Annotated in this window: 30 protein-coding genes and 3 tRNA genes; 13 read left to right on the top strand and 20 right to left on the bottom strand. The window is 73.9% G+C overall.

Going from position 1 to position 26,697, the window contains the following annotated elements:
• Window positions 1-4: 4 nt before the first annotated feature.
• The 8 genes from rplL to CK505_RS06720 form a co-directional block, all read right to left on the bottom strand.
• On the bottom strand, window positions 5-388 hold the full coding sequence (gene rplL / locus CK505_RS06685; protein WP_017833276.1) for a 50S ribosomal protein L7/L12: 384 nt from the start codon (window positions 386-388) through the stop codon (window positions 5-7).
• 98 nt (window positions 389-486) lie between these two features.
• Window positions 487-1,011, bottom strand: coding sequence for a 50S ribosomal protein L10 (rplJ, locus tag CK505_RS06690; RefSeq protein ID WP_017833275.1), 525 nt, complete (start codon window positions 1,009-1,011; stop codon window positions 487-489).
• A 299-nt stretch (window positions 1,012-1,310) separates the two neighbouring features.
• A complete protein-coding gene (locus CK505_RS06695; RefSeq protein ID WP_095650589.1) occupies window positions 1,311-2,462 on the bottom strand; it encodes a GNAT family N-acetyltransferase in 1,152 nt (383 codons plus the stop codon).
• Window positions 2,463-2,607: 145 nt separating this feature from the next.
• Window positions 2,608-3,315 carry a 50S ribosomal protein L1 gene (rplA, locus tag CK505_RS06700; protein ID WP_017833273.1) on the bottom strand — a complete coding sequence of 236 codons (708 nt, stop codon included), beginning with the start codon at window positions 3,313-3,315 and terminating at the stop codon, window positions 2,608-2,610.
• Window positions 3,316-3,404: 89 nt separating this feature from the next.
• A complete protein-coding gene (rplK, locus tag CK505_RS06705; RefSeq protein WP_017833272.1) occupies window positions 3,405-3,836 on the bottom strand; it encodes a 50S ribosomal protein L11 in 432 nt (143 codons plus the stop codon).
• Between the two features lie 146 nt (window positions 3,837-3,982).
• The gene (gene nusG / locus CK505_RS06710; RefSeq protein ID WP_095650590.1) at window positions 3,983-4,849 is read right to left on the bottom strand and encodes a transcription termination/antitermination protein NusG; all 867 of its coding nucleotides are present in this window, start codon (window positions 4,847-4,849) and stop codon (window positions 3,983-3,985) included.
• Between the two features lie 84 nt (window positions 4,850-4,933).
• Window positions 4,934-5,206, bottom strand: coding sequence for a preprotein translocase subunit SecE (gene secE / locus CK505_RS06715; protein WP_017833270.1), 273 nt, complete (start codon window positions 5,204-5,206; stop codon window positions 4,934-4,936).
• A gap of 109 nt (window positions 5,207-5,315) precedes the next feature.
• Window positions 5,316-5,388: transfer RNA gene (locus CK505_RS06720), tRNA-Trp, on the bottom strand.
• Between the two features lie 283 nt (window positions 5,389-5,671).
• Here CK505_RS06720 and CK505_RS06725 point away from each other — a divergent pair.
• A complete protein-coding gene (locus tag CK505_RS06725; RefSeq protein ID WP_095650591.1) occupies window positions 5,672-6,877 on the top strand; it encodes a pyridoxal phosphate-dependent aminotransferase in 1,206 nt (401 codons plus the stop codon).
• The gene (locus tag CK505_RS06730; RefSeq protein WP_095650592.1) at window positions 6,874-7,221 is read left to right on the top strand and encodes a hypothetical protein; all 348 of its coding nucleotides are present in this window, start codon (window positions 6,874-6,876) and stop codon (window positions 7,219-7,221) included. Before CK505_RS06725 ends, CK505_RS06730 begins: the two co-directional genes overlap by 4 nt.
• A gap of 84 nt (window positions 7,222-7,305) precedes the next feature.
• On the opposite strand, the gene ppk2 is transcribed toward CK505_RS06730, so the two are convergent.
• Window positions 7,306-8,217, bottom strand: a complete 912-nt coding sequence (gene ppk2, locus CK505_RS06735; protein ID WP_035924909.1) for a polyphosphate kinase 2 — start codon at window positions 8,215-8,217, stop codon at window positions 7,306-7,308.
• 189 nt (window positions 8,218-8,406) lie between these two features.
• On the opposite strand from ppk2, the gene CK505_RS06740 reads away from it, so the two are divergent.
• Complete coding sequence (locus CK505_RS06740; RefSeq protein ID WP_017834233.1) at window positions 8,407-9,438, top strand: 6-phosphofructokinase; 1,032 nt, start codon at window positions 8,407-8,409, stop codon at window positions 9,436-9,438.
• A 117-nt stretch (window positions 9,439-9,555) separates the two neighbouring features.
• Here CK505_RS06740 and CK505_RS06745 read toward each other — a convergent pair whose 3' ends face one another.
• From CK505_RS06745 to CK505_RS06755, 3 genes are all read right to left on the bottom strand, one after another.
• Window positions 9,556-10,653 (bottom strand): folate-binding protein YgfZ, encoded by a 1,098-nt coding sequence (locus CK505_RS06745; RefSeq protein WP_109222006.1) that lies wholly within the window; start codon window positions 10,651-10,653, stop codon window positions 9,556-9,558.
• Window positions 10,650-11,249 (bottom strand): FABP family protein, encoded by a 600-nt coding sequence (locus CK505_RS06750; protein WP_017834235.1) that lies wholly within the window; start codon window positions 11,247-11,249, stop codon window positions 10,650-10,652. The genes CK505_RS06745 and CK505_RS06750 overlap by 4 nt, the downstream gene beginning before the upstream one ends.
• Before the next feature lie 116 nt (window positions 11,250-11,365).
• Window positions 11,366-11,971 carry a hypothetical protein gene (locus CK505_RS06755; RefSeq protein WP_240722370.1) on the bottom strand — a complete coding sequence of 202 codons (606 nt, stop codon included), beginning with the start codon at window positions 11,969-11,971 and terminating at the stop codon, window positions 11,366-11,368.
• Window positions 11,972-12,232: 261 nt separating this feature from the next.
• On the opposite strand from CK505_RS06755, the gene CK505_RS06760 reads away from it, so the two are divergent.
• The 9 genes from CK505_RS06760 to CK505_RS06800 all read left to right on the top strand — a co-directional run bounded on the left by CK505_RS06760 (window position 12,233) and on the right by CK505_RS06800 (window position 20,899).
• The gene (locus CK505_RS06760; RefSeq protein WP_017834238.1) at window positions 12,233-12,916 is read left to right on the top strand and encodes a response regulator transcription factor; all 684 of its coding nucleotides are present in this window, start codon (window positions 12,233-12,235) and stop codon (window positions 12,914-12,916) included.
• 51 nt (window positions 12,917-12,967) lie between these two features.
• A complete protein-coding gene (gene mshD, locus CK505_RS06765; RefSeq protein WP_017834239.1) occupies window positions 12,968-13,900 on the top strand; it encodes a mycothiol synthase in 933 nt (310 codons plus the stop codon).
• Between the two features lie 61 nt (window positions 13,901-13,961).
• Window positions 13,962-16,241 carry an RNA degradosome polyphosphate kinase gene (locus CK505_RS06770; protein WP_095650595.1) on the top strand — a complete coding sequence of 760 codons (2,280 nt, stop codon included), beginning with the start codon at window positions 13,962-13,964 and terminating at the stop codon, window positions 16,239-16,241.
• Window positions 16,242-16,349: 108 nt separating this feature from the next.
• Window positions 16,350-17,375, top strand: coding sequence for an NUDIX hydrolase (locus tag CK505_RS06775; RefSeq protein WP_251355409.1), 1,026 nt, complete (start codon window positions 16,350-16,352; stop codon window positions 17,373-17,375).
• A gap of 129 nt (window positions 17,376-17,504) precedes the next feature.
• Window positions 17,505-18,347, top strand: a complete 843-nt coding sequence (locus CK505_RS06780; protein ID WP_095650596.1) for a thymidylate synthase — start codon at window positions 17,505-17,507, stop codon at window positions 18,345-18,347.
• The gene (locus CK505_RS06785; RefSeq protein WP_017834243.1) at window positions 18,344-18,943 is read left to right on the top strand and encodes a dihydrofolate reductase; all 600 of its coding nucleotides are present in this window, start codon (window positions 18,344-18,346) and stop codon (window positions 18,941-18,943) included. The genes CK505_RS06780 and CK505_RS06785 overlap by 4 nt, the downstream gene beginning before the upstream one ends.
• A 26-nt stretch (window positions 18,944-18,969) precedes the next feature.
• Complete coding sequence (locus CK505_RS06790) at window positions 18,970-19,362, top strand: GNAT family N-acetyltransferase (protein ID WP_017834244.1); 393 nt, start codon at window positions 18,970-18,972, stop codon at window positions 19,360-19,362.
• 10 nt (window positions 19,363-19,372) lie between these two features.
• Window positions 19,373-20,515 (top strand): aspartate-semialdehyde dehydrogenase, encoded by a 1,143-nt coding sequence (gene asd / locus CK505_RS06795; RefSeq protein WP_031283394.1) that lies wholly within the window; start codon window positions 19,373-19,375, stop codon window positions 20,513-20,515.
• 3 nt (window positions 20,516-20,518) lie between these two features.
• The gene (locus tag CK505_RS06800) at window positions 20,519-20,899 is read left to right on the top strand and encodes a GntR family transcriptional regulator (RefSeq protein ID WP_017834246.1); all 381 of its coding nucleotides are present in this window, start codon (window positions 20,519-20,521) and stop codon (window positions 20,897-20,899) included.
• A gap of 95 nt (window positions 20,900-20,994) precedes the next feature.
• Here CK505_RS06800 and CK505_RS06805 read toward each other — a convergent pair whose 3' ends face one another.
• The 4 genes from CK505_RS06805 to CK505_RS06820 are packed head-to-tail and all read right to left on the bottom strand — an operon-like array spanning window position 20,995 to window position 23,491.
• Window positions 20,995-21,390, bottom strand: coding sequence for a PGPGW domain-containing protein (locus tag CK505_RS06805; protein WP_095650597.1), 396 nt, complete (start codon window positions 21,388-21,390; stop codon window positions 20,995-20,997).
• A 10-nt stretch (window positions 21,391-21,400) separates the two neighbouring features.
• Complete coding sequence (locus CK505_RS06810) at window positions 21,401-22,516, bottom strand: UDP-N-acetylmuramate dehydrogenase (RefSeq protein WP_017834248.1); 1,116 nt, start codon at window positions 22,514-22,516, stop codon at window positions 21,401-21,403.
• 43 nt (window positions 22,517-22,559) lie between these two features.
• Window positions 22,560-23,039: a MaoC family dehydratase gene (locus CK505_RS06815; RefSeq protein ID WP_031283397.1), complete on the bottom strand. Its 480-nt coding sequence runs from the start codon at window positions 23,037-23,039 to the stop codon at window positions 22,560-22,562.
• A 2-nt stretch (window positions 23,040-23,041) separates the two neighbouring features.
• On the bottom strand, window positions 23,042-23,491 hold the full coding sequence (locus tag CK505_RS06820; protein ID WP_035924924.1) for a MaoC family dehydratase N-terminal domain-containing protein: 450 nt from the start codon (window positions 23,489-23,491) through the stop codon (window positions 23,042-23,044).
• A gap of 110 nt (window positions 23,492-23,601) precedes the next feature.
• Between CK505_RS06820 and CK505_RS06825 the strand changes: the two genes are divergently transcribed.
• The gene (locus tag CK505_RS06825; protein ID WP_095650598.1) at window positions 23,602-24,747 is read left to right on the top strand and encodes a calcium/sodium antiporter; all 1,146 of its coding nucleotides are present in this window, start codon (window positions 23,602-23,604) and stop codon (window positions 24,745-24,747) included.
• A gap of 116 nt (window positions 24,748-24,863) precedes the next feature.
• Here the strand turns inward: CK505_RS06825 and CK505_RS06830 are convergent.
• The 4 genes from CK505_RS06830 to CK505_RS06845 all read right to left on the bottom strand — a co-directional run.
• A tRNA-Met gene (locus tag CK505_RS06830) sits at window positions 24,864-24,937 on the bottom strand.
• Window positions 24,938-24,998: 61 nt separating this feature from the next.
• Window positions 24,999-25,070: transfer RNA gene (locus CK505_RS06835), tRNA-Thr, on the bottom strand.
• A gap of 182 nt (window positions 25,071-25,252) precedes the next feature.
• Window positions 25,253-25,693, bottom strand: coding sequence for a hypothetical protein (locus CK505_RS06840; protein WP_051063806.1), 441 nt, complete (start codon window positions 25,691-25,693; stop codon window positions 25,253-25,255).
• A gap of 54 nt (window positions 25,694-25,747) precedes the next feature.
• A partial coding sequence (locus CK505_RS06845; protein ID WP_095650599.1) for a phosphotransferase family protein occupies window positions 25,748-26,697 on the bottom strand: 950 nt, incomplete at its 5' end.

The raw sequence follows: 26,697 nt of genomic DNA on the forward strand, positions 1-26,697 counted from the left end.
GGTCCTACTTGAGGGTGACGGTGGCGCCGGCGCCCTCGAGGGCCTCCTTGGCCTTGTCCGCGGCCTCCTTGGTGGCGCCCTCGAGGACGGCCTTGGGGGCCGAGTCCACGAGGTCCTTGGCCTCCTTGAGGCCGAGGGAGGTCAGCGCGCGGACCTCCTTGATGACCTGGATCTTCTTCTCGCCGGCGGCCTCGAGGACGACGTCGAACTCGGTCTGCTCCTCGGCCTCCTCGGCGGCGGCGGCCGGAGCGGCGGCACCGGCGACGGCCACGGGGGCGGCGGCGGTGACGTCGAAGGTCTCCTCGAAGGCCTTCACGAACTCGGAGAGCTCGATGAGGGAGAGCTCCTTGAACGCGTCGATCAGTTCAGCGGTGGTGAGCTTGGCCATGGTTGTGGCTCCTTTTCGATGGTGTGCCCCGGCCGGGTTCGTCGGCGCGGGACGGTCTGGTTCCGTGGTGAGAATGTGCCTCGCGGCGGGGATGCTGGTCAGGCGTCCTGCTCCTCGACCTTGGCGCGCAGCGCCTCGGCCGTGCGGACGGTCTTCGACAGCGGTGCCTGGAACAGCGCCGCGGCCTGGGACAGGGACGCCTGCGCGGCACCGGCCACCTTGGCCAGCAGCACCTCGCGGGACTCGAGGTCCGCGAGCTGCTTGATCTCCGCGTCGCTCAGGGCCTTGCCCTCGAGGTAACCGCCCTTGACGACGAGCTGCGGGTTCGCCTTGGCGAAGTCACGCAGGCTCTTGGCGGCCTCGACGGGGTCCCCCGAGATGAAGGCGATCGCGCTCGGGCCGGCGAGCTGGCCGTCGAACGCGTCGATCCCCAGCTCCTTGGCCGCGATCGCGGTCAGCGTGTTCTTCACCACGGCGTATTCGGCGTTCTCACCGAGCGAGCGGCGCAGCTCCTTGAGCTGGGCCACGGTGAGGCCGCGGTACTCAGTCAGGACAGCGGCGTCCGAGTTGGAGAACAGTTCCTTCAACTCGGCGACCGCGGCTGCCTTTTCCGGGTTCGCCATGGTACTCCTTCCGGTCTTCGATGCCGGTCGCTGCCGCAAGGGCCCGGGCACAGAAAAAGCCCCGCGCAGATGCCCGGGGCTCGGCGTCGCACCCCGTGCAGGACGGGACGTGCTCGCTGTGCTGGTTCACCTGCGCTGGCGGTTCCTGGCGGAACTCTTACGGCTGTCCTCCCGCTTCGCGCACTCCGAAACGGGGCGCACGGGGCAAGGGGACCACGACCGGCGGTCTTTGGTGTCTCCCAGGCTACCGGAGGCCCCCGCCGCGGCCAAATCGGCTCCGGGGCGGCCCCGGACCCGGCTCAGGCGGAGGGGAAGTCGCGGGCCCACACGCCGCTGCGCCCGGCCACGCGGAAGCCCAGCCGGGCGTTGACCCGGCTCATCCGGTCGTCGCCGCTGTGGCTCCAGGAGTAGACGGTGCGCACGCTCGGGGCCAGCCGCTCGAGCTGCTGCAGGTTGGCCAGCTTCAGCCGGGTGGCGAGCCACCGGCGGCGGTGCTCGCGCAGGACCACGGTCTCGTCCTGCATCCCGATCGGCGGCTCCTCCCCCGCCAGGACGATCTCGGTCATCCCGACGAGGCGTCCGGTGGGCTCGTGCTCGGCGACGGCCACGAGCGAGAGGTTGCCCGCCTCGGCGCGCAGCTGCTCGGTGCGCCGCACGCGCTCGGCGTCCCAGGGCTCTGGCTCGGCGGCGGCCACGGGGGCCAGGAACGAGTCGGTCGCCATGCGCGAGTGCAGGGCGGCGAGCTCGTCGAGCCGGTCCTCGGGGGCCGGGCCGCTCCAGACGTGGATCCGGTACGGCTCCTGCGCCGGCGAGGCCGCGACCTCGTCCAGCAGGGCCGCGACGCGCTCGGGCGGCAGGGGGACGTCCAGCACCCCGAAGTCGCTGACCGACTCGAGCCGGTAGCCGGCGCTGAGGGCGAAGCGGGTCTGCCGGTTGGACACGGGCAGCCGGCCCGAGCCGTCGGCGGCGTCCACCCACTCGACCATCCCTGGCGTGACCAGCGGGAAGACCCCGGTGACGCTGCCGTCGCCCTGGATCTCCTCGGGCCCGGGGTGCTCGGTCTGGATCCGCAGGTGCCGGCGGGACTCGCCCACGGCGAGCTGCTCGGCGGCGGCCAGCAGCTCGCTGCCGGTGCCCTGGGAGGTGACGTCGGGGTCCACGTCGACGGTGATGTGGGCGGAGTCGGTGAGCGTGACCAGGGGCATCCGCACCTCGGCCCGTCCCGCCAGCCGGTCCCCGGCCCACGCCAGCAGGACGACCACGCGCTCGAAGGGGTCCAGCAGGTCCCGGTAGAGCTCCTGGGCGTCACCGGTGAGCTCCGAGATCCCCCACACGTGCTGCCGGGACCGGCGCACGAGCTCCGCGACGCGCCCCAGCAGCTCCTGCGCGGCGTCGTCGAACTCGTCGGGGATGCGCATCTGCTCGATGCGCACCGGGGGGTGCTCGCTCACGTGGGGGGTCTCCGTTCCGTGGGCACCGGCGGACGCCCGCCGGCTGCTGGGTCGTGGGAGGAATGGTCCCGTCGGACGGAAAGGGGCCCGACCGCATCGGCCGGGCCCCCACCCGTCGGAGCCCCGCGGGCTCCGGTGCACGGCGTCAGGCGCCGACGACGACCTCGGTGGCGTTCGGGTCGACCGGGATGCCCGGCCCGAACGTGGTCGAGACGGTCGCCTTCGTGATGTAGCGGCCCTTCGACGCGGAGGGCTTCAGGCGCAGGATCTCCTCGAGGGCGGCGCCGTAGTTCTCCGCCAGCTTCTCGAGCTCGAAGGACGTCTTGCCCACGATGAAGTGCAGGTTCGAGTGCTTGTCGACGCGGAAGTCGATCTTGCCGCCCTTGATGTCGTTGACGGCCTTGGTCACGTCCATGGTGACGGTGCCGGTCTTGGGGTTCGGCATCAGGTTGCGGGGGCCGAGGACCTTGCCCAGCCGGCCGACCTTGCCCATCATGTCCGGGGTGGCCACGGCGGCGTCGAAGTCGGTCCAGCCGCCCTGGATGCGGGCGATCAGGTCGTCGGAGCCGACGTAGTCCGCTCCGGCCTCCTCCGCGGCGGCGGCCTTGTCGCCGGTCGCGAAGACGACGACGCGGGCGGTCTTGCCGGTGCCGTTGGGCAGGTTCACGGTACCGCGGACCATCTGGTCGGCCTTGCGGGGGTCGACACCGAGGCGGAGGACGACCTCCACGGTGGAGTCGGTCTTCGCGGTGTCGAGCTCCTTGGCCAGGGCCACGGCCTCGGCCGGGGCGTACAGCGTGCCCGCGTCGATCTTGGCGGCGGCCGCCTGGTATGCCTTGCTGCGCTTTGCCATCTGCTTCTTCTCCTTGTGCAGTTGTGGTCTGCGGGCCGCGCTCGGCCCTGCCACGTCAATAACGGTGGGTGGTGATCAGCCGAGGCTGGTCACTCGACCTCGATGCCCATGGAGCGGGCGGTGCCGGCGATGATCTTCGCGGCGGCGTCGATGTCGTTGGCGTTGAGGTCTTCCTTCTTGGTCTCGGCGATCTCGCGGACCTGGTCCATGCTGAGCTTGCCGACCTTCTGGGTGTGCGGGACACCCGAGCCCTTGGCGACGCCGGCGGCCTTCTTGATCAGCTGCGCGGCGGGCGGGGTCTTCGTGACGAAGGTGAACGAGCGGTCCTCGTAGACCGTGATCTCCACGGGCACGATGTTGCCGCGCTGGGACTCCGTGGCCGCGTTGTAGGCCTTGCAGAATTCCATGATGTTGACGCCGTGCTGACCGAGGGCCGGACCCACGGGAGGAGCCGGGTTGGCGGCGCCTGCCTGGATCTGCAGCTTGATCAGGCCGGAGACCTTCTTCTTCTTGGGAGCCATGTGCTGGTCCTTCTTCTGCTGGACGTACCGGCGCACAGGAGCGTACGACGGCGGGTGGCCGCCGTGGCGCGGCGGCCGGGCGGCCCGGCGGCGAAGCATGCACCGCGGGGCCGGGAACTGGGGCGGGCCGGAGCGGCCCGCGGGGCTCAGATCTTGGAGACCTGGTTGAAGCCGAGGGTGACGGGGGTCTCGCGCTCGAAGATCGACACGAGGACGACCAGCTGCTGGGACTCCACCTTGATCTCGGAGATCGTGGCGGGGAGGGTCTCGAAGGGGCCCTCCTTGACGATGACGGACTCGCCGACCTCGAAGTCGACGTCGATCTGCGGCTGCGCGCTGGGCTGGGCGGAGGACTCGGCCCCCGCGCCCTGCGGCGCCTCGAAGACCGGGTTGAGCATCTCGAAGACCTCGTCGAGGCGCAGCGGCACCGGGTTGTAGGCGTCCTGGCCGACGAAGCCGGTGACGCCCGGGGTGTGGCGGACCGCGCCCCAGGAGGCGTCGGTGAGGTTCATGCGCACCAGCACGTAGCCCGGGATCCGCACCCGGCGCACGATCTTGCGCTGGGCGTTCTTGATCTCGACGACCTCCTCCATCGGCACCTCGATCTGGAAGATGTCGTCCTCCATGTTGAGGGACTGGATGCGGGTCTCGAGGTTCGTCTTCACGCGGTTCTCATAGCCGGCGTAGGTGTGGATGACGTACCAGTCACCCTCCTGGCGGCGCAGCTTCGACTTGAACTCCTCGACGGGGTCCACGGCGGGCGCCTCGTCCTCGGCCGCGGGGGCCTCCTCGTCGGCCGGGGCCTCCTCGTCGGCCGGGGCCTCCGCCTCGAGCGGGGCCTCCTCGTCGGCGGGCGCGGCGGGAGCCTCGTCGGCGACCGGGGCGTGCTCCGGGTCGTGGGCGGCCGCGAAGTCGTCCTCCTGCACGGAGGTCTCGGCCTCCGGCAGCTCCGGAGCCTGCTGGTCGACCTCGGCCGGTGCCTCGGTGCCGTTTTCGAGCTCGTGCTCGGTCACTGGATCTCCCTCAAAGTTCTTTCGTGGATGTCGTGCTCTGCTGGGTCACGGTGGCCGGCCGCGCCGGTCCGTGCGCCGCCCGGATCAGCCGGCGGCGTCCCCCTGCCCGAAGATCCACAGGGCGGCCTGGCCGAACGCCAGGTCCAGGACCGAGATGAGCACCATCATGAACGCGACGAACACGAGGACGACCAGGACGTAGTTGACCAGTTCGCGCCGGGTGGGGGTGACCACCTTCCGGAGCTCGCCGACGACCTGGCGCAGGAACAGGAACAGGCGCCCGAAGACGCCGCGGGGGCTCTCCGCGCCCTGCTCCGGGGGCTGGCCCGACGCGCGGCCGGCGGTGGTCTGCGACATCGGCTCTCCCTGTGTGGACTCGTGCGTGCCGCGCAGTGCTGCCGGCCCGCCGTCGCCGCGGCGGCTCCCGGCACCCCGTGGGGGTGCCGGGGACCACCCCGGACTGGAGCAGGGCAGACAGGACTCGAACCTGCAACCTGCGGTTTTGGAGACCGCTGCGCTACCAATTGCGCCACTGCCCTACGTGCCTCGCGGCCTCGGCCGGCGTGGGGACGCCGGTCTCGATCGCTCGGACCCGGTCACCGACTCTACCATCCGGTCCCGCCGTGACGGCGCGGCCGAGCAGGCGCCGATGACACCAGTCGTCCATCCTAGGCGACCCGGGCGGCGGGGTGCAATCCGGGCGGGCGCGGCCGCCGGGGCGCCGGGCCCGCGGTGCGGACGCCCGAGTAGCATGGGGGCGTCCGCACCGCCGTCCCCGCACCCGGCGGAGACCGCCCGTTCCCCTCCAGGAGGCCCCCGGTCATGACCACGTCCCGCATCTCCCGGCGCGTCGGCGCCATCGCAGAGTCCGCGACGCTCGCCGTGGACGCGAAGGCGAAGGCCCTCAAGGCCGCCGGCCGGCCCGTGATCGGCTTCGGCGCCGGGGAGCCCGACTTCCCGACCCCCCAGTACATCGTGGACGCCGCCGCGGCCGCCCTCCAGGACCCGGCGAACTTCCGGTACACGCCGGCCGCGGGCCTGCCCGAGCTGCGCAGGGCGGTGGCCGAGCAGACCGCCCGGGACGACGGCTACGCGGTGGAGCCCGCCCAGGTGCTCATCACCAACGGCGGCAAGCAGGCCGTGTTCCAGGCCTTCGCGACGGTCGTGGACGAGGGCGACGACGTCCTGCTGCCCGCCCCGTACTGGACCACCTACCCCGAGGCCATCAAGCTCGCCGGGGGCAACCCGGTCGAGGTCTTCGCCGGGCCGGAGCTCGGCTACAAGGTCACCCCCGAGCTGCTCGAGGCGGCGTGGACCGAGCGCACCAAGGCCCTGCTGTTCTGCTCGCCGTCGAACCCCACGGGCGCCGTGTACTCCCCCGAGGAGACCGCGGCCGTGGGCCGCTGGGCGGCGGAGAAGGGGATCTTCGTGCTGACCGACGAGATCTACCAGCACCTCACCTACGACGGCGTGCCGTTCACCTCGATCGCCGCCGCGGTGCCGGAGCTGGGCGAGAACGTGGTCGTCCTCAACGGCGTGGCCAAGACGTACGCGATGACCGGCTGGCGGGTGGGCTGGATGATCGGTGCCCCCGACGTGATCAAGGCGGCCACGAACCTGCAGTCCCACCTGACCTCCAACGTCAACAACGTGGCCCAGCGGGCGGCGCTGGCGGCCGTGTCCGGCCCGCTCGACGAGGCCCACCGGATGCGGGAGGCCTTCGACCGCCGCCGCCGGGTCATGGTCGAGGCCCTCAACGCCATCGACGGCGTGCAGTGCCCCACCCCGACCGGCGCGTTCTACGCCTACGCGGACGTGCGGGGCCTGCTCGGCCGGCGCTTCGGCGACGCGACGCCGCAGACCTCCGCCGAGCTGGCCGAGCTGATCCTGGAGCAGGCGGAGGTGGCCGTGGTGCCCGGCGAGGCGTTCGGCCCCTCCGGCTTCCTGCGCCTGTCCTACGCCCTCGGCGACGACGACCTCGCGGAGGGCCTGCGCCGGCTCCAGGAGTACCTGGGCGGCGCCGCGTGAGCGCCGCGACGGACGCCCGGGACACCGCCGTGGCCGCGGCGGAGCAGGTGCCCGCGGCGGCGCTCGTGAGCGCCGGTCTGATCGGCGGGTACGCCACCGCCCGGGCGACCGGCGTCCGCCCCCTGGGCGGGGCGGTGCTGGCCGCGGCCGGCGCGGCGGCCGCCCACACGTGGTGGCACCGCGGCGGGCCGGGCACCACGGCGGCGCTCGGCGCGCTCTACGTCCTGGGCTTCGGGCTCTCCCACCCGCTGGCCCGGCGGATCGGGGCCTGGCCGTCGGTCGTGGCCGTGACCGCCGTCAACGCCGCCGCCAACACCGTCCTGGTGGACCGCCCCGGCCGCTGAGCCGCGACCGCCGCGCACCGGCGCCGCCCGCCCCCGGAAGGGGACGGGCGGCGCCGTCGTCGTCCCGCGTCCCCGGGCCGCACCTCAGTCGCCGACGGCCTCCAGGCCGCGGCGCACGATCAGCGGGTCGGGGGGATAGACCACGTCCGGGTCCTTGTCCTCGTAGTCGAACTGGTCCAGGAAGAAGCGCATCGCGTTGAGCCGGGCGCGCTTCTTGTCGTTGGACTTCACCGTGATCCACGGGGCGTGGTCGGTGTCCGTGCGCAGGAACATCTCCTCCTTCGCCTCGGTGTAGTCCTCCCACCGGTCCAGGGACGCCAGGTCCATGGGCGAGAGCTTCCACCGGCGCACGGGGTCGATCTGGCGGATCGCGAACCGGGTGCGCTGCTCGTGCTGGGTCACGGAGAACCAGAACTTGGTGAGGTGGATGCCGGAGTCCACGAGCATCTTCTCGAAGACGGGCGCCTGGGCCATGAACTGCTCGTACTGCGGGTCCGTGCAGAAGCCCATGACGCGCTCGACGTTGGCGCGGTTGTACCAGGAGCGGTCGAACATCACGATCTCCCCCGCCGTGGGCAGGTGCTGGATGTAGCGCTGGAAGTACCACTGGCCCCGCTCCCGATCCGAGGGCTTCGTCAGGGCCACCACCCGGGCGGCGCGCGGGTTGAGGTGCTCGGTGAACCGCTTGATCGTCCCGCCCTTGCCGGCGGCGTCCCGGCCCTCGAACACGATGACGTGCTGGAGGTCGTGGTCCTGGCCCCAGTACTGGAACTTCAGCAGCTCGATCTGCAGCTGGTACTTCTCGAGCTCGTACTCCTCGCGCGACAGCCGCTCGTCGTACGGGTAGTCCTCCCGCCAGGTCTCCACGGCCGATCCCCCGGGATCGATGAGATCCGGGTCCGGGGACTGCCCGTCCCGCACCGTGTACCCCTGGTCGACCAGCTTGTCGATGAACTCCCGCAGGTTCTCCCGGGCCGGTTCCTTGTCCGTGTTCAACGCCACCCCTCCTTCCGGGCCCGTCGGGGCCCCCTTCCGGGAAGTCTAGGCCGCAGGCCGGCGGGCGGCGCCGGGGGCCAACACGGCCGGGCCCGGCCCTGCCGCCCGGGCCCGGACTCACTAGACTGGGCGTGCCGGCGCACGTCCGGCCGCCACGCACGCCCCGCCCACCCGGAGGAGACTGTACGGATGAAGATCGGACTGCTGACCAGCGGCGGGGACTGCCCCGGACTCAACGCGGTGATCCGCGGCGCCGTGCTGCACGGGATCAAGACCTACGGCCACGAGTTCGTGGGCTTCCGCGACGGCTGGCGCGGGGTGCTCGAGGGCGACATCATGGACCTGCCCCGCACCCGGGTCCGCGGCCTCGCCCGGGAGGGCGGGACCATCCTCGGCACCTCCCGCACGAACCCCTACTCCGGGCCCGGCGGCGGGCCGGAGAACATCGGGGTGATGCTCGAGCGCCACGCGGTGGACGCGATCGTGGCCATCGGCGGGGAGGGCACCCTGGCCGGCGCCAAGCGCCTGGCCGACGCCGGGCTGCCCGTGGTGGGGGTGCCCAAGACCATCGACAACGACTTGCAGGCCACGGACTACACCTTCGGCTTCGACACGGCCGTGTCCATCGCCACCGACGCCATGGACCGGCTGCGCACCACCGGGGAGTCCCACCACCGGTGCATGGTCGCCGAGGTCATGGGCCGCCACGTCGGGTGGATCGCGCTGCACTCGGGCATGTCCGCCGGCGCGCACGCGGTGCTGATCCCGGAGCAGAAGGTCTCCATGGACCAGGTCTGCGCGTGGGTGCAGGAGGTCTACGACCGCGGCCGCTCCCCGCTGGTGGTCGTCGCGGAGGGGTTCATCCCCGAGGACCGGGAGGACGTGCTCGCCGGGAAGGGCACCGAGGCCGACGGCCGTCCGCGCCTGGGCGGGATCGGGGAGTACGTCACGCAGGAGATCGAGCGCCTCACCGGCATCGAGACCCGCAACACCACGCTCGGGCACATCCAGCGCGGGGGCGCCCCCACGGGCTTCGACCGCGTGCTCGCCACCCGCTTCGGGATGTCCGTGGTCGACCTCGTGCACGAGAAGCAGTGGGGGCGGATGGTCGCCATCCGCGGCACCGACATGGTCCGCGTCGACTTCGCCGAGGCCCTCGAGGGGCTCAAGACCGTTCCCCAGGACCGCTGGGACGAGGCCCGCGTCCTCTTCGGCCGCTGAGGCGGGCGGCGGCCCCGGTCGGTCAGGCCTGCGGGTCCGCGCCGCCAGGGGCCCGGTCCTGCGCCGCTCCGGGCCCGGGGCGGACGTCGGTGACGGGAGTTCCGGGGTCCGGCGAGGTCAGGGGCGGGGTCCGCGGAGGAAGCCCGTCTGCCGGCCGACCACCTGCCCGGCGTCCGGCGGCACGACGACCTGCTGCGCCGCGGCCCACCGCTGCTCGCCGTCGGTGACGACGAGCTCGGCGGCGGGATCGACGGTGCGCTTGAGCACGGCCAGGGCGATGGGACCCTGCTCGTGGTGGAGCTGCACGGAGGTGACGCGCCCCACCGTGCGCTCCCCCGCGACCACCTCGGCCCCGGCGGCGGGCAGCGTGTGCTCCGACCCGTCGAGGTCGAGCAGCACCAGCCGGCGGGGCGGGTGCCCGAGGTTGTGCACCCGTGCGACGGTCTCCTGGCCCTTGTAGCAGCCCTTGGCCAGGTGCACGGCGGTGCGCAGGAGGTCGAGCTCGTGCGGGATCGTCCGTTCGTCCGTCTCGGCGCCCAGGCGGGGGCGCCACGCGGCGATCCGCAGCGCCTCGGCGGCCCACGCGCCGGCGAGGGGGAGGTCGAGGGTCAGGGCGTCGAGCTCGTCGCGGGGCACGAGGTGCTCCCACCAGGTGCGCTCCTCGCCGGGGTGGGGCCCGTCGAGGACGGCGTAGCTCCACCCGCCGGGGGCGACGTGGGGCCAGGGGTCCCGCCACACGACCGTGGCGGGCAGGCCGGGCACGGGGCCCGTGGCGCCGAGCACGGCCCACTGCCCGGTGCGGTCCTCGATCTCGACGCGCAGCGCGAAGCGCATGCGCTCGAGCCACGCCACCAGGGCCGCGGTCTCGTCGGCCTCGGTGATCAGCCAGGTGCTGGTGCCGTCGTCCACCACATGGGGGGCGTGCTCGATCCGCCCCTGCACGGACAGGAAGAGGGTCTCGGTGCTGCGCCCGGGCTCGAGCCCGGTGAGCACCTGGGAGGAGAGGGTGGTGAGCCAGCTGAGCCGGTCGGGCCCGGTGACGGTCACGACGCCCTTGTGGGAGAGGTCCACCACGGTGCCGGGGGTGCGCACGAGGGAGCGCTGCTCGCGCAGCGGGTCGCCGTAGTGGGCGGCCACCCCGCGGTCCAGGCCCTCGGCCTCGACGGCGCCCGGCCGGTGGAGCAGGGGGGAACGGTGCTCGGTCACGGAACTCAGCCGATCTTCCGCAGCTGCGCGGAGGCGTGGGTGGTCAGGGGCTCGCCGAGGGCGGCCATGTCCCAGGCCCAGAACAGGTCGCCGTGGACCAGGCCGTACATGCGGGTCGAGGAGCTGTACTCCTTGGCCCCGCGGGCGCGGATCACGGCGTCGGTGGCGAGGTCGATCCGCGGGCCCTTGATCTGCCCGGCGTAGAGCTCGGCGACGCCGCCGGGGTGGGTCAGGGTCACGAGGACGTCGAAGCCGCCGTCCGCGTTGCGCATCCGCTCCACGTCCTCGGCGCCCTGGAGCACGGGCACGAGGTCCGGCGGGAGCATCCCGGGGCCCACGTCGCCGTCCTCGAGGGTGCGGTCGAGCTGCCAGAAGCCCTGTTCCACGGTGGCCGGGCGCATCGGCTGCCCCTCGTCGTCGAGGAGTGTGGTCTGCGCCCGGTAGTCGAGGAACGGCAGCCCGTTCTGCTCGAAGGTCACGCGCTGCCGGAACGGCCGCTGCTCGACCTCGCCGTAGCCCATGAAGCCGTCGCCCTCCCAGGTGCCCAGCAGCCAGGCGAAGGGGACGAGCTCGGGCAGCAGATCCGAGGGGATCTCGATCGGCACGGGACTAGTGCTGTCCCTTGAACAGTCCGAGGACCACCTTCAGGGAGATCCCGGCGATGAACAGGCCAGAGATGCCGAGCAGGGCGAGGTAGAAGATTTCGAGTGCAAGCATGGCCCTAAACTACCACGGTGCTCACCAGCCGGGCAGTGAACACGGCCCCCACCCCGAGGAACGCCACGGGGGTCACGCCGAGGGCCACGACGCCCCGCTTGGGCGAGCTCTTCGGGGCCGCCGCGATGACGCGCCCGCCCACGAGGGCCACCAGCGCGGCCAGGACGGCGCCGACCACCACGAGCAGTGCGGGGTCCGGGCCCGTGGCCCGGTAGTCGCCGGCCAGGGCGATCCAGCCGGAGGAGCTGACCGCCGCCAGCACGCCCGCCGTGGAGGCGATCGCGGACTCGAGCCGGTGCTCGGCGCCCTCGCCGCGCACCAGCTCCGCCGCGAACACCGTCATGAGGGCCACGCCGACGACGGCGGGCAGCCACACGAGCTGCTGGCCGGGCAGGAACTGCACGAGCAGGGCCGCGACGACGCCGGCGGCGGTCATGATCACGTTGTGGCGGTGCCTCGCCGCGATGCCGGTGGCCGCCGGCCAGCCGAAGCCGATGACCACGGACATGCCCAGCGCCAACAGCAGCGGCGCGGGCCCGGCGACCGCGACCGCCACGAGGGCCGCCACCAGCCCGGCCACGCTGCACGCGGCGATCATGGCGTATCTCATGGTGATCGGGTTCCTGCACTGTCGGGGGTCGGGACCTGCGCCCGGGCGGACACGAGCAACGATAGCGGCTCGCCGCGGGGCGCGGGCGGAGCGCCGGGACCGGGTGCAGCGCCGGGAACGGGGCGCAGCGCCGGGAACGGGGCGCGGGGTGCGGGCGGGCACGGGCCGCGGGACGCTCCGGACCGGCGGGGTCGCGGAGCCGGTCGCCCGCCCGGACCTATACTGACAGCTCAGTCCGTACGCCAGAGTGGAGAAGCACGAGTGTTCCAGATCCTGATGCTGACCGACGCGGACGGACCTTCGGCATCGGTGCTCCCGGCCCTCGACCTGCTCAACCACAAGGTCTCGGTCGCCCCGACGCGGACCGTGTCCGGCAGCCTCGACGGCCGGTCCCCGGACGTGGTCCTGCTGGACGGGCGCACCGACCTGATCACCGCCCGCAACCTCGCGCAGCTGCTCACGGCCAAGGGTCTGGCCGCGCCGCTGCTGATGGTTCTCACCGAGGGCGGGATGGCGGCCGTGGCCGCGAACTGGATGGTCGACGACGTCGTGCTCGACACCGCCGGCCCCGCGGAGGTCGAGGCGCGGCTGCGCCTGGCCTCCTCCCGCACGGCCGAGGTCCCTGAGGACGACACCCGCATCCGCGCGGGCTCCGTGGTCATCGACGACGCCGCCTACTCCGCGCACGTCAACGGCCAGCCCCTGAACCTCACCTACAAGGAGTTCGAGCTGCTGAAGTACCTGGCCCAGCACTCGGGGCGGGTCTTCACCCGCGCCCAGCTGCTCAGCGAGGTCTGGGGCTACGACTACTACGGCGGCACCCGCACCGTGGACGTGCACGTGCGGCGCCTGCGCGCCAAGCTGGGTGCGGACCACGAGCACCTGATCACCACGGTGCGTAACGTGGGCTACAGCTTCGCCACGACGCGGGCCCGGGAGGGCTGAGCACCTCCCGACCCGGTCCGTGCGCCCCATCCCGTTCCGCAGGAGGTCCCCATGTCCCGTTCCGTGCCGTACGACCTCGACCGCCCGGACGTCCCGCCGGCCGAGGAGATCGTGGCGCTCGCGTCCCGCGCCGCGGCCGCGGACGGCGACCCGCCGTTCTCCGACCAGACCCTGGTGGACCTGCGCTCGGCGCGCGACGGCCGGGTCCGCACCGTCCTGGCGCGCTCGCGCGAGGGGGAGCTCCTCGGCGCCGCCGTGCGCGTGCCCGAGCCCGACGGCGCCCACCTCGTGGAGCTCGTGGTCGGCCCCTCCCACCGCGGCGCCGGGATCGGCGCGGCGCTGGCCGGCGCCGTGGCCGCCGGGACCACCGGCACGGTGCGCGCCTGGGCGCACGGCGGGCACCCCGCCGCCGCCGCGCTCGCCGCCCGGCACGGCCTGGCCCCCGTGCGGGACCTGCACCGGCTGCTGCGCCCCCTGCGCGGCGCGGCGGACCTGCCCCTCCCGGAGGCGATGCCCGAGGGCTTCCGCCTGCGGGCGTTCGAGCCCGGCCGCGACGAGCAGGAGTGGCTGCGGGTCAACGCGGCCGCCTTCGCCGAGCACCCGGAGCAGGGCAGGATGACCCTCGACGACCTCCGGCAGCGGGAGGCCGAGCCGTGGTTCGACGCCGCCGGCTTCCTGCTCGCCGTCCGGGAGGACGAGCCCGGGACCGTGGCCGGCTTCCACTGGACCAAGGTGCACGCCGCCGACGCCGAGCGCGGTCCCCTCGGCGAGGTGTACGCCGTGGGCGTGGCCCCCGGGCACCAGGGCACGGGGCTGGGCCGGGCGCTGACCGCCGCCGGCGTCAACCACCTCGCCCGGCAGGGGCTCGACGAGGTCATGCTCTACGTGGACGGGGACAACGCCGCCGCGATGCGGCTGTACGAGGCGCTGGGGTTCCGGCCCTGGCACCTCGACGTGATGTACGCCGGCACCCTCCCCGGCTGACCCGCCACCCGATCCTCCCGCGCCCGGACCGCCGGGGCGGGCACGACGAGACAGGACCGTGATGACCACCCACCAGCAGGACAGCCCGCAGTCCGCGCCGGCCCCGAGCGCCCCCGGGGCCCCGGCCGCCGGGTCCGGCACCGCACCCCCCGGGGGCCCCGACGAGCTCCCCGACTCCGCCCGGAGCCACGGGGACCGGGACCGGATCGACGACCCCGTGCCCGCGGCCCGGCAGGTGCTGGAGGGCCGGCACGGGCCCGAGCGCTTCCTGGACCGCGAGGCCAGCTGGGTGGCGTTCAACTCCCGGGTCCTGGAGCTCGCGGAGGACCCGGACCTCTTCCTCCTGGAGCGGGTGCACTTCCTGTCCATCGTGGCCTCCAACCTGGACGAGTTCTTCATGGTCCGGGTGGCCGGGCTCAAGCGGCGCATCGCCACGGGCATCGCCCGGCCGGCCGCCTCCGGGCACTCCCCCGCGGAGCAGATGGCCACCATCGCCGCGCGCGCCCACGAGCTGCAGGAGCGGCACGCGCGGGCCTTCCACGACCTGGTGCGGCCCGAGCTGACCCGGCAGAACATCCACCTGGTCGGCTGGGAGGACCTGGACGCCGCCACCCGGGAGCGGCTCACCGGGGACTTCCACCGGCAGGTGTTCCCCATCCTCACGCCGCTGGCCGTGGACCCGGCCCACCCGTTCCCCTACATCTCCGGGCTGAGCCTCAACCTGGCCGTGATGGTCCGCAACCCGCAGTCGGGCAAGCGGCTGTTCGCCCGCGTGAAGGTCCCGGACCAGCTGCCCCGGCTGCTGTCGGTGGACGGGTCCCGGGCCTCGCGCCTGCCGAACGGCCAGGCCCGGTTCATCCCGCTCGAGGACGTCATCGCCCAGCACCTGGACGACCTGTTCCCCGGGATGGAGGTCGAGGAGCACCAGGTGTTCCGCGTGACCCGCAACGAGGACCTGGAGGTCGAGGAGGACGACGCCGAGAACCTCCTGCAGGCCCTGGAGAAGGAGCTGCTGCGCCGCCGCTTCGGTCCCGCGGTGCGCCTGGAGGTCACGGACAGCATCAGCACGGAGGTGCTCGAGCTGCTCGTCTCCGAGCTGGGCATCGACGAGTCCGAGATCTACCGGCTGCCCGCCCCGCTGGACCTGCGCGGGCTGGGGGTCATCGCCGGCATCGACCGCCCGGAGCTGCACTACGCCCGCCACGTGGCCCACACCTCCCGCTACCTCAACGCCGCGGAGACCGCCAAGGCGGCGGACGTCTTCGCCGCGACCCGGGCCCGGGACGTGCTGCTGCACCACCCCTACGACTCGTTCGCCACGAGCGTCCAGGCCTTCCTGGAGCAGGCCGCCGCGGACCCGAAGGTCCAGGCCATCAAGCAGACCCTGTACCGGACCTCGGGCGACTCCCCCATCGTGGACGCGCTCATCGACGCCGCCGAGGCCGGCAAGCAGGTGCTGGCGCTGGTGGAGATCAAGGCCCGCTTCGACGAGCAGGCCAACATCTCCTGGGCCCGCAAGCTCGAGCAGGCCGGGGTGCACGTGGTCTACGGCATCGTGGGGCTGAAGACCCACTGCAAGCTCTCCCTCGTGGTCCGCCAGGAGGAGCACGGGCTGCGCCGGTACGTGCACATCGGCACCGGCAACTACCATCCCTCCACCGCGCGCTTCTACGAGGACCTGGGGCTGCTCACGTGCGACCCGGAGGTCGGGGAGGACGTCTCCCGGCTCTTCAACCAGCTCTCCGGCTACGCGCCCAAGACCACCTTCCAGCGCCTGCTCGTGGCGCCCCGCTCCGTGCGCTCCGGGCTCGTCGACCTCGTGGAGGCCGAGATCCGCCACCACCGGGCCGGCCGCCCGGCCCGGATCCAGGTTAAGTGCAACTCGATCGTGGACGAGGCCGTGATCGACGCCCTCTACCGGGCCTCGCAGGCCGGGGTGCCCGTGGACGTGGTGGTCCGGGGGATCTGCGCCCTGCGCCCCGGGGTGCCGGGGCTGAGCGAGAACATCCGGGTCCGCTCGGTGCTGGGCCGGTTCCTGGAGCACTCCCGGGTCTTCGCGTTCTGCAACGCCGGCGAGCCCCTCGTCTACATCGGCTCGGCGGACATGATGCACCGCAACCTCGACCGCCGGGTGGAGACCCTGGTGCGGATCACGGACCCCCAGCAGGCGTCCGCGCTCGTGCGGCTGCTGGCCCGCTACGTCTCGGACGCCACGGCCAGCTGGCACCTGGACGCCGAGGGCGTGTGGACCCGCCACCACCGGGACGCCGAGGGGAACCCGCTCGTGGACGTCCAGGAGCACCTGCTGCGCAGCCGGGCCCTCGGCCGGCCGACGATCTAGTCGGCGGTGGAACGGGTCAGCGGTAGCATCGTGGGGGTGCCGCCCGACGGTCCGGACCGCGGGCCCCGGCACGCCCGTGCACCACGGACAGGGGACGAAAGAGGGGCCATGCCCAGGACCGCAGAGAAGACCGCCGAGCAGCGCCCGGCCGAGAGCCCCGGCCGGGCGGGCGGCAGGACCGGCACGAGCGGCGCGGCCGGGAGCGGGCGGCCCGCCGACGTGCTCGCGGCCGGGTGCCTGTGCTGGCGCCGGACGGGCGGCGGGCTCGAGGTGCTGGTCATCCACCGGCCGCGCTACGACGACTGGTCCTTCCCCAAGGGCAAGCAGGACGACGGCGAGACGCTGCCCGAGACCGCCCACCGGGAGGTCAGCGAGGAGATCGGCCTGCTGCCGCGCCTGGGCGTGCCCCTGCCCACGATCCGCTACGACGTCAAGGACGGGTGCAAGGACGTGCACTACTGGGCCGCGGAGTTCGGTCCCGGCGCACGGCCCGAGCCCGACGGCAAGGAGGTGGACGCCGTCCGCTGGGTCTCGCCCGAGGACGCGCACCGGATGCTGACCAACCCCTCCGACCGGGAGCCGCTGGCGGCCCTGGTGGACCTGCACGAGCGCGGGGACCTCGCCACGCGCCCGGCGATCGTGGTGCGCCACGCCAAGGCGAAGCCGCGCTCGGCCTGGTCCCGGGCCGAGGGCGACCGGCCGCTGGCCGCGACCGGCAAGCGCCAGGCCCTCGCCGTGACCCGGCTGCTCCGGGCGTGGTCCCCCGAGCGGGTCCTCACGTCCCCCTGGCTGCGCTGCCTGTCCACCGTGGTGCCGTACGCGCGCAAGGCCGGGGTCTCCGTGCGGGAGCGCCCGCAGCTCACGGAGGCCTCGCACAAGCGCCACCCCAAGAAGGCGGCCGCCGTGGCCCAGACCATGTTCGACAAGGACACGCCGGTGGCGCTGTGCACGCACCGCCCGGTGCTGCCCACGGTCCTCAAGGTCATCGCCCGGCACGCGAGCCCAGAGCTCGCCGCGCAGCTGCCGGCCAAGGACCCGTACCTCTCCCCCGGCGAGATGATCGTGCTGCAGGTCTCCCGCCGGCACCGCCGGCGGGTGGTCTCCGTGGAGCTCGTGAAGCCCTTCGACGACTGACCCCCGGCCCGGCGCCGCCGGACCCGCGGCGCACCGTCCCGGAACCGCCGGGACCGCAGCGCACCACCCGCCACGAGCCACCCGCCACGGACCGCCCGGCCCGCCCCGACTTCCCCCGAGGAGACCCGCATGACCGCCCCCGACCCCGTGCCCGCCCCGGTGCCGACGCCCTACGAGGACCTCCTGCGCGAGGTCCTGGAGCAGGGGGTGCACAAGTCCGACCGCACGGGCACCGGGACGCGCAGCGTCTTCGGGCGCCAGATCCGCTTCGACCTGGCGGAGTCCTTCCCGCTGCTGACCACCAAGCGGGTGCACTTCCGGTCGGTGGCCCTCGAGCTGCTGTGGTTCCTGCGCGGGGACTCGAACGTGCGGTGGCTGCAGGAGCGCGGTGTGACCATCTGGGACGAGTGGGCGGACCGGGACGGGGAGCTCGGACCCGTCTACGGCGTGCAGTGGAGGTCCTGGCCCACCCCCGGCGGCGGGTCGATCGACCAGATCGCCAAGGTCGTGGAGCAGATCCGCACGAACCCCGACTCCCGGCGCCACGTGGTGACCGCGTGGAACCCCGCCGAGGTGGACGAGATGGCCCTGCCGCCGTGCCACGCCCTGTTCCAGTTCTACGTCGAGCCCCGGAAGGACGGGCCGGGGCGGCTGTCCTGCCAGCTCTACCAGCGCTCCGCGGACATGTTCCTGGGCGTGCCCTTCAACATCGCCTCCTACGCGCTGCTCACCGTCATGATCGCCCAGCAGACCGGCCTGGAGCCCGGGGAGTTCGTCTGGACCGGCGGGGACTGCCACGTCTACGACAACCACGTGGCGCAGGTCCGCGAGCAGCTCTCCCGGGACCCCTACCCCTATCCGCGGCTGCGGCTCGCCCGGCGGCCCGCCACCGTCTTCGACTACGAGCTCGAGGACTTCGAGGTCCTCGACTACCGCCACCACCCCGCGATCAAGGCCCCGGTGGCCGTATGACCGCCGGGACGACCGGGGCGATCGGGGCGATCTGGGCGCAGACCGCCGACGGCGTCATCGGCCGCGCCGGGGCGATGCCCTGGTCGCTGCCGGAGGACATGGCGTTCTTCCGGCGCACGACGACCGGCCACCCCGTGATCATGGGCCGGCGCACGTGGGAGTCCTTCCCGGAGCGCTTCCGGCCCCTGCCCGGACGGACCAACATCGTCATCACCTCCTCCCCCGGCCGGGTGGCCCGGGGCGAGGATCCCGGCGCGGTGCTGACGGCACCCTCGTACGCCGAGGCCGTGCGCCTGGCCCGGACGAGCCCCGGCGCGGAGCGCATCTGGGTGATCGGCGGCGGCGAGGTCTACCGGCAGGCCCTGGCCGACGCCGAGCACCCCGTGACGGAGGCGCTCGTGACCGTCATCGACCTCGACGCGGACGGGGACACACACGCCCCGGTGCTCGACGACGGGTGGGCCACGGAGCCGGTCCTCGGCCCGTCGGTGTCCCGCACGGGCCTGGGCTACCGGATCGAGCGGCGCACGCGCGGCCGGCGGGGACCGGGCGGAGGGACGCCCGGTTCCGGTAGCCCGGCGGCTCCGGTAGCGTGAGCTGCACCACGACCAGGAGGAACACCGTGACCGACCGGCACCCCGACCCCGCGATCCGGGACGACGAGCAGCTGCGCGTCGTGAAGAACACGGACCTCGACCGCTACGAGCTGTGGCGGGGGGAGCAGTTCATCGGCTTCGAGGGCTTCCAGGACCACGAGGACGGCACGGTCGAGCTCCAGCACACCATCATCGGCGAGCAGTTCGGCCGGCAGGGCTACGCGCGCACCCTCGTCACGCTCCTGCTGGACGGCTTCCGGGAGCAGGGCGTCGCGGTGCGCCCCACGTGCACCTACGTCCAGGACTACCTCCACCGCTTCCCGCAGTACGGGGACCTGGTGGTGCCCGGCCTCGAGCTCCCGCCGGCGCAGAAGGTGAAGGAGAAGCGCCGGCGCTGGGCCCTGCACCGCGCCCACTAGACTGGGGGCCATGACTTTTAGCTCGGGTGATTCGGTAGGGTTCGTCGGCTGGCGGGGCATGGTGGGTTCCGTGCTCATGCAGCGCATGCAGGAGGAGGGGGACTTCGGGGGCATCACCCCGGTGTTCTTCTCCACCTCCAGCGCCGGCCGGCCCGCCCCGTCCTTCGCCGGGGACGCCGGCACGCTGCAGGACGCCTACGACCTCGAGACCCTGGCGAAGCTCCCGATCGTCGTCACCGCCCAGGGCGGGGACTACACCAAGGACGTGCACGGGAGGTTGCGCGCCGCCGGCTGGGACGGTCTGTGGATCGACGCGGCGTCGACCCTGCGGATGAACGACGACGCGATCATCGTCCTGGACCCCGTCAACCGGGACGTCATCGACCGCGGTCTCGCGAGCGGCGTCAAGGACTTCGTGGGCGGCAACTGCACGGTCTCCTGCCTGCTCGTGGGTCTCGGCGGGCTGTTCCGCAACGACCTCGTGGAGTGGGCCACGTCGATGACCTACCAGGCCGCCTCCGGCGGCGGGGCCCGGCACATGCGCGAGGTGCTGGCGCAGTTCGGCGCCCTCCACGGCGTCGTCGCGGACGAGCTGGCCGATCCCGCCTCGGCGATCCTGGACATCGACCGCAAGGTGCTCGCCGCCCAGCGCGGCGACGCCCTCGACACCTCGATGTTCGGCGCGCCCCTGTCCGGCTCCCTCATCCCCTGGATCGACGCCGACCTCGGCAACGGACAGTCCCGCGAGGAGTGGAAGTCCGCGGCCGAGACCAACAAGATCCTCGGCCGCACGGACCGGTACGCCCAGGACTGGGTGCCCATGGACGGGCTGTGCGTGCGGATCGCCACGATGCGCTCGCACTCCCAGGCCCTCACGATCAAGCTGCGGGAGGACCTGCCCGTGGACGAGATCGAGCGGATCGTCGACGCCGACAACGAGTGGGCCACCGTGGTGCCCAACACCAAGGAGGACTCGATGCGGGATCTCACCCCCGTGGCGACCTCCGGCACCCTGGACATCCCCGTGGGCCGGATCCGCAAGCTCGCCATGGGGCCGGGCTACATCAGCGCCTTCACGATCGGCGACCAGCTGCTGTGGGGCGCGGCCGAGCCGCTGCGCCGCATGCTGCGCATCGCCACCGGCACCCTGTAGCCGGTGGAGGAGATCTCGATCCCGCCGGGGCTGTCGCTCGACGCGGGCGACGACCGCCCGCCCTCCGAGCAGCTCAGGCACCGCGTCCAGCAGGGCCGCGCGGACGGCACCCTGCCGGCGGGCACCCGGCTCCCACCGGTGCGCCGGCTCGCCGAGGCGCTCGGCCTCGCGGCCGGGACCGTGGCCAAGGCCTACCGCGAGCTCGAGGCCGCCGGCGTGATCGAGACCCGGGGCCGCCGGGGCAGCTTCGTGCGCGCCGCCGACCGGACCGAGGACCTGGCGGTGCAGGCCGCCCGGCGCTTCGCCGACGAGATCGCGGACCTCGGGATCCCGGCCGAGCACGCGCTGGAGCTGGTGGCCGCGCAGCTCGGCCGCTCCCGCTGACCGGGAGGGCCCGTCCGGAGGCGTCATCGCGCGCACCGGCGCGGGCCCGTGCGACCGCGGCCGCGGGGGGCTCCCCGGCAGGAGGCCGTCCCGGCTCAGGCTCCCGGGGACCGCAGGTGCCGGGGGCCCGGCACGAGGTTGCCCGTGCCGGCGAGGGCCCGGCGGTGCCGCCCCTCGGCGGTGCGCGCCAGCCACCACCGCCAGCCGCGCACCACCTGGCCCTTCGCCCACTGGTTGAGCCGGTGCGCCCAGTGGAACTCGGTGCCCCAGATGCCGAGCCCCAGGAAGATGGCGAGCCACCCCGGGCCGGGCGTCACGAGCATGATCAGGCCCGTCAGCACGAAGACGCCCCCGAGGACCGTCACGAGCGTCCGGTAGGCCACGAACAGCAGGGGGTGGCCGCGGGACCAGCGGCGCAGCCGGCCGAGGGCTTGCCGCACACGGCTGTCGGAGCTCTCCCCCTGGGCGATCTCCTCCTCGAGGCTGCTCACGGCCGCCGCCTCAGACCGCCGTGCCCACGATGACGGGCTCGGCGACGAGGTCCACCCCGTAGACGGACGCGACGCCGTCGCGCACCGTCCGGGCCAGCGCCATGAGGTCCTGGGCGGAGGCGCCGCCGCGGTTGGTGAGGGCGAGCGTGTGCTTGGTGGACAGCGAGGCGCGGCCCCCGGCGACGGCGGCGCCGTCGAGGTCCAGGAGCTCGTTGCGGGTCCCGGGCAGGCCGAAGCCCTTGCCGAAGCCGGCGTGGTCGATGAGCCACGCGGCGGAGAGCTTGACCCGGTCCTCGAGCGGGCGCCCCGCGGCGTCCACCACGGGGAAGCGGGGGGCGTCGGCGGGCAGCCGCTCCCCCAGGGCGTCGGCCGGGAGGATGGGGTTCGTGAAGAAGGACCCGGTGCTGTAGGTGTCGCGGTCCTCCGGGTCGAGGACCATGCCCTTGCCCGCGCGCAGGGCCAGGACCGTCTCCCGCACCCGCTCCAGCGGGGCGCGCTCCCCCACCTGGACGCCGAGCCGGCGGGCGAGCTCGCCGTAGCGCACCGGGGCGCTCTCGGTGCCGCGCTCGAGCCGGAACCGCACGGCGAGCACCACGTGGCGCGGGGAGCCGGCCACCGTGCTGCGCTTGAGGGCCGAGTCCCGGTAGGAGAACGCCAGGTCGGCCGGGGCGAAGTCCCGCACGCGCCGCTCCCGGCGGTCCCAGACCCGCACCAGCTCGACGGTCTGGGCCACCTCCTGGCCGTAGGCCCCCACGTTCTGCACCGGGGTGGCACCCGTGGTGCCGGGGATCCCGGCCAGGGCCTCGATGCCGACCAGCCCCTCGGCCACGGCCTGCGCCACGAGCTCGTCCCACGGGTGGCCGGCCTGGACCTCGAGGAGGGCGCCGGCGGGATCCTCGGCGAGGACCTCGACGCCGCGCGAGAGCACGTGCACCACGGTGCCCGCGAACCCGGCGTCGGCCGCGATGAGGTTGGAGCCGCCGCCCACCACGAGCACGTCCCGCCCGGCGGCGTCGGCCGCCGCCACGGCGTCGACGACCGCCTGCTCGGACTCCGCCCGCACGTAGTCGCGGGCGGGCCCGCCCACGGCGGCGGTCGTGAGGTCTGCGATGCGAGGGGACGTCATGGCGACCACCCTATCGGGCGGCCCGCGGTGCCCCGGCCCGGACTCACGCCAGCCGCACCACGGCCTGGGCCTTGACCAGCACCTTCAGCGCCGCGGCGGTCGCCGGGTCGGCTCCCTCCGCGGAGAGGTCGGGGGCGGTCACGGTGAGGTCGACGCGCACGGTGCGGGCGGCGTCGTCGAGGGCGCCGATCTTCCCGGACACCGTGAGGGCCGTGGAGGCCTCGACCGCGGTCCCGAACCGGTTGGGGACGACCACCGGCTTGGTGAAGCGCGTCTGGTAGTCGACCACGGCGCCGGGGTCACCGGCCCAGTCGGTCACGAGCTGCACGGCCGCGCCCATCGTGAGCATCCCGTGGGCGATGACGTCGGGCAGGTCCACGGAGCGGGCGAACTCCTCGTTCCAGTGGATGGGGTTGAGGTCCCCGGAGGCCCCCGCGTACCGGACCAGGTCCGCGCGGGAGAGCTCGATCCGGCGCTGCCCGATCTCCTGGCCCTTCTCGAGGCTGTCGAAGGCGATGCTCACGGTCACTGGTCCTCTCCGCGCACGAGCAGGGACGAGACGGTGGTGGCGACGTGCTCGCCGTCCGCGGCGCGGATCTCGGCGCGGGACGTCACCATCGCCCCGGAGCCCATGGCCCGGACCTGGTCGACGTGCAGCTCGGCCACGAGCTCGTCCCCGGCGACGATCGGGCGGTGGTGGGTGAAACGCTGGTCGGCGTGGACCACGCGGGAGAAGTCGATGCCGGCCTCGGGGTCGGCGATCAGGGCGGCGTCGGCGCGCTGGGCCACCACGATGGCGAAGGTGGGGGGCGCCACGAGGTCGGGGTGGCCGAGGGACCGGGCCGCCTCGACGTCGTGGTGGGCGGGGTGGGCGGCCTGGACGGCGCGGGCGAAGTCGCGGATCGCCTCCCGTCCGACGCTGTAGGGCTCGGCCGGCGGGTAGGTCCGCCCGACGAGATCGGGGTTCACGGGCATGGCAGCTCCTCGCTGGACGGGCCGCGCGCGGGCGGCGGGACCCGTCCAGTCTACGGCGGCGCGCCCCGCCCCGCCGGGCGCCGCCGTCCGGGGCATGTACACTCCTGCCCATGGATCTCCTGGACGTCGGCCGGATCGTCGCAGGGCTGGCGCTGCTGGTTCTCGGCGGAGAACTCCTGGTGCGGGGGGCGTCCGCGCTCGCCCGGCGGGTGGGGATCTCCTCCCTCGTGGTCGGGCTCACCGTGGTCTCGGCCGCCACGTCGGCGCCGGAGCTCGCCGTCACCGTCGGCGCCGTGCTGCGCGACGAGCCGGGCCTGGCCGTCGGGAACGTGGTCGGCAGCAACATCGTCAACGTCCTGCTCATCCTCGGGCTCTCCGCCCTCGTCGTTCCCCTGGCGGTGAAGCAGCGGCTGGTGCGCTTCGACCTGCCCTGGATGGTCGTGCTGTCGATCGGGCTGCTGCTCGTGTCCCTCGACGGGCGGATCGGCGCGGTGGACGGAGTGGTCCTTCTCGCCGCCGTGGTGCTGCACACGGTGCTGACCGTCGTGATCGGCCGGCGCGGTGCCCCCGTCCCCGCGGCGGCGCCGTCCGGGGACCGCGGAGCCGGCGGCGGCACCGGCGGTGCCGAGGACGTCAGGACCGAGGAGGAGCCGCCCCCGGCCTCGGTCCCCCGGTCCGTGCTGCTCGTGGTGCTGGGGATCGCCCTGCTGGTCGCCGGCGCGACCCTGCTCGTCGAGGGGGCGGTGAGTATCGCCACGTCGCTGGGGGTCAGCAGCCTGGTGGTCGGGCTGACCGTGGTGGCCGTCGGGACATCGCTGCCCGAGCTGGCGACCTCCGTCATCGCGGTGCGCCGCGGTGAGCGCGACCTGGCCGTGGGCAACGTGGTGGGCAGCAACATCTTCAACATCGGGGTGGTGCTCGGCCTGCCGGCGCTGATCTCCCCCGGGGGCATCCCGGTGTCCGGTGCCGCGGTGGCCCTCGACATCCCGGTGATGCTGGCCGCCGCGGTCGCCCTGCTCCCCATCGCGTTCACCGGGTTCGCGGTGGCCCGCTGGGAGGGCGCCCTGTTCGTGGCCCTGTACGCCGCCTACACCGGCTACGTGGTGCTCGCGGCCACCGAGCACGACGCCCTGGAGGGGTTCACGTGGACCATGGCGTGGTTCGTCCTGCCGCTGGTCGCGCTGACGCTCGCCGTCTTCACCGCCTACGAGATCGGCCTGCACCGTGGCCGCCGGGATCCGCCGCGCTCGCCGTGACCGGTCCGCCCGGACCTGCGTCGGGTCCTGGACGGGGTGCCGGATCGAGGGGCCGGTGCCGGGCCGGCCCGGGGACGACAAAAGCCCGTGACCGGAGGGTCACGGGCTTTTCGCCGTAGCGGTGGACGGGCTCGATCCGTCGACCTCACGATTATGAGTCGTGCGCTCTAACCAGCTGAGCTACACCGCCAGAGGGATGAGACACCGCGGCTGACGGCCTTGACGGCCGGGCCACGGGATCTCATCACGAGAGCCCCGACCGGGAATCGATCCCGGGACCTCCATCTTACCAAGATGGCGCTCTACCACTGAGCTATCGGGGCAACGACGAAGACTCTACCAGCACGTTTCGGGAGAACCAAAATCGCCGGCCACCCCTCTCCAGCACCTCCGGAGCCGTCCTGCCGGCCCTGGATCGGACAGGGTTCTCCGGCCCGTCGGCGCCGTCCCGCCCGCCCGGGCCGGGGCGCCCCGACACGGCCGGCAGGCGCCCCGGACCCGGCGCTCAGTCGTCCACGTCGTCGTCCCGGTCGTCGTCCCGGTCGTCGTCCCAGTCGTCGTCGAGCGGGGCGGGCTGCACGGGCAGCGGGACCTGGGCCGGGGGTGCGGGGACGGCCGGCGGGGCAGGATCGGGGGCGGCCGGCAGGGCGGGCGGGGCCGGCGGCGGCTCGACCGGAGGGAGCGGCACCGCGGAGCCCCCCGCGTCCCCGCGGTCCGGTCCCGGGGCGTCTCCCCCGTCCTGCGCGGGGCCGGTGGGGGACGGCGACGACGACGGGTCCCCGGCCGGCGGCGCCGTGCCGGCCGACGGTCCCGGACCGGGGCTGCCGCTCACGGAGACGCCGCCGCGCACGACCTCCACGCGGTCCGTGCCGCTCGCCGCGTTCCACAGCAGGAGCGCCAGGCCCGCGACGACCAGGAGGGAGACTGCCGACCAGAGGATCCTCATGCCCACCAGTGTCCAGGAACCGGTTGAGGGGGGCATGAGAACATGAGAGCCCTCTCAGGAACGCAGCCCGTCGAGCAGGTCCTGCGCCACAGCGCGCCACCGCGGGCGGAACGCGTAGACGCAGGCGAGCCGCAGCCGGGTCGCCTCGGCGTGCACGGCGAGACGGCCGGGGTCGGCGCCCAGCACCCGGGCCACCGCGGTCACGGCCTCCTGTCCCGCCGCCCGGAGCGCAGGCTCGAGCAGGCCCTGCGCCGCGCGCAGCTCCAGGTGCACGGAGAGGTTCGCGAGGTCGAGCTCGGGCTCGCCGAGGGCCGCGGTGTCGAAGTCCAGGAGCCCCAGCCGTGCGCCGTCGAAGAGCAGCTGCTGGTCGTGCAGGTCCCGGTGCAGCACGACCCGGCCCCGCCGGTCGGCGGGCAGGGCCGAGAGCTCCGCCCCGATCCGCCGTGCCCATGCGGCGACCGCCCCCGGCGGGGCCTCGAGCAGACCCGGGAACGCCTCGAGCCGGCCGGCCCAGCGGGCCAGCGTGCGGGCCTCGTCCTCGGCCGTGTGCGCGGGCAGCGGCTCCGTGCCCGGCGCGGCGGTGGCCAGGGCCGGCCAGCACCGCGCCCACTCCGCCCAGGCGGCACGGTAGGCGTCGTTCCGTCCCGCGGCCCCCAGCTCGTGCAGGCTCCGGCCGGGCAGGACGGAGAACTCGACCCGGTCCTCGGCCCGGGCCAGGACGGCGGGCACGGCGAAGCCCGCCGCCGTGCCCAGCCCGTGGAGCCGGTCGGACAGCTCGGCGACCCGGGCGGCCCGGCCGCGGGCCAGGAACTTGACGAAGCGGTCCGGGGTGCCGACCACCGCCCGCCGGCGGTGCCGGTGCACGACCACCCGGCCGCCGGCCGCGGCCGCCGCGGCGAGTCCGGGGAGGCGGGGGTCCTCGCCGTGGGGCAGGACGCGGACGGCCCACGGCCGCCCCGCGCCGGGGGCCGCCTCGCCCGCGCGAACGCGTCCGTGCTCGTCCT

The sequence above is a fragment of the Kocuria sp. WN036 genome (genome assembly GCF_002287015.1).
Classification (GTDB): domain Bacteria; phylum Actinomycetota; class Actinomycetes; order Actinomycetales; family Micrococcaceae; genus Kocuria; species Kocuria rosea.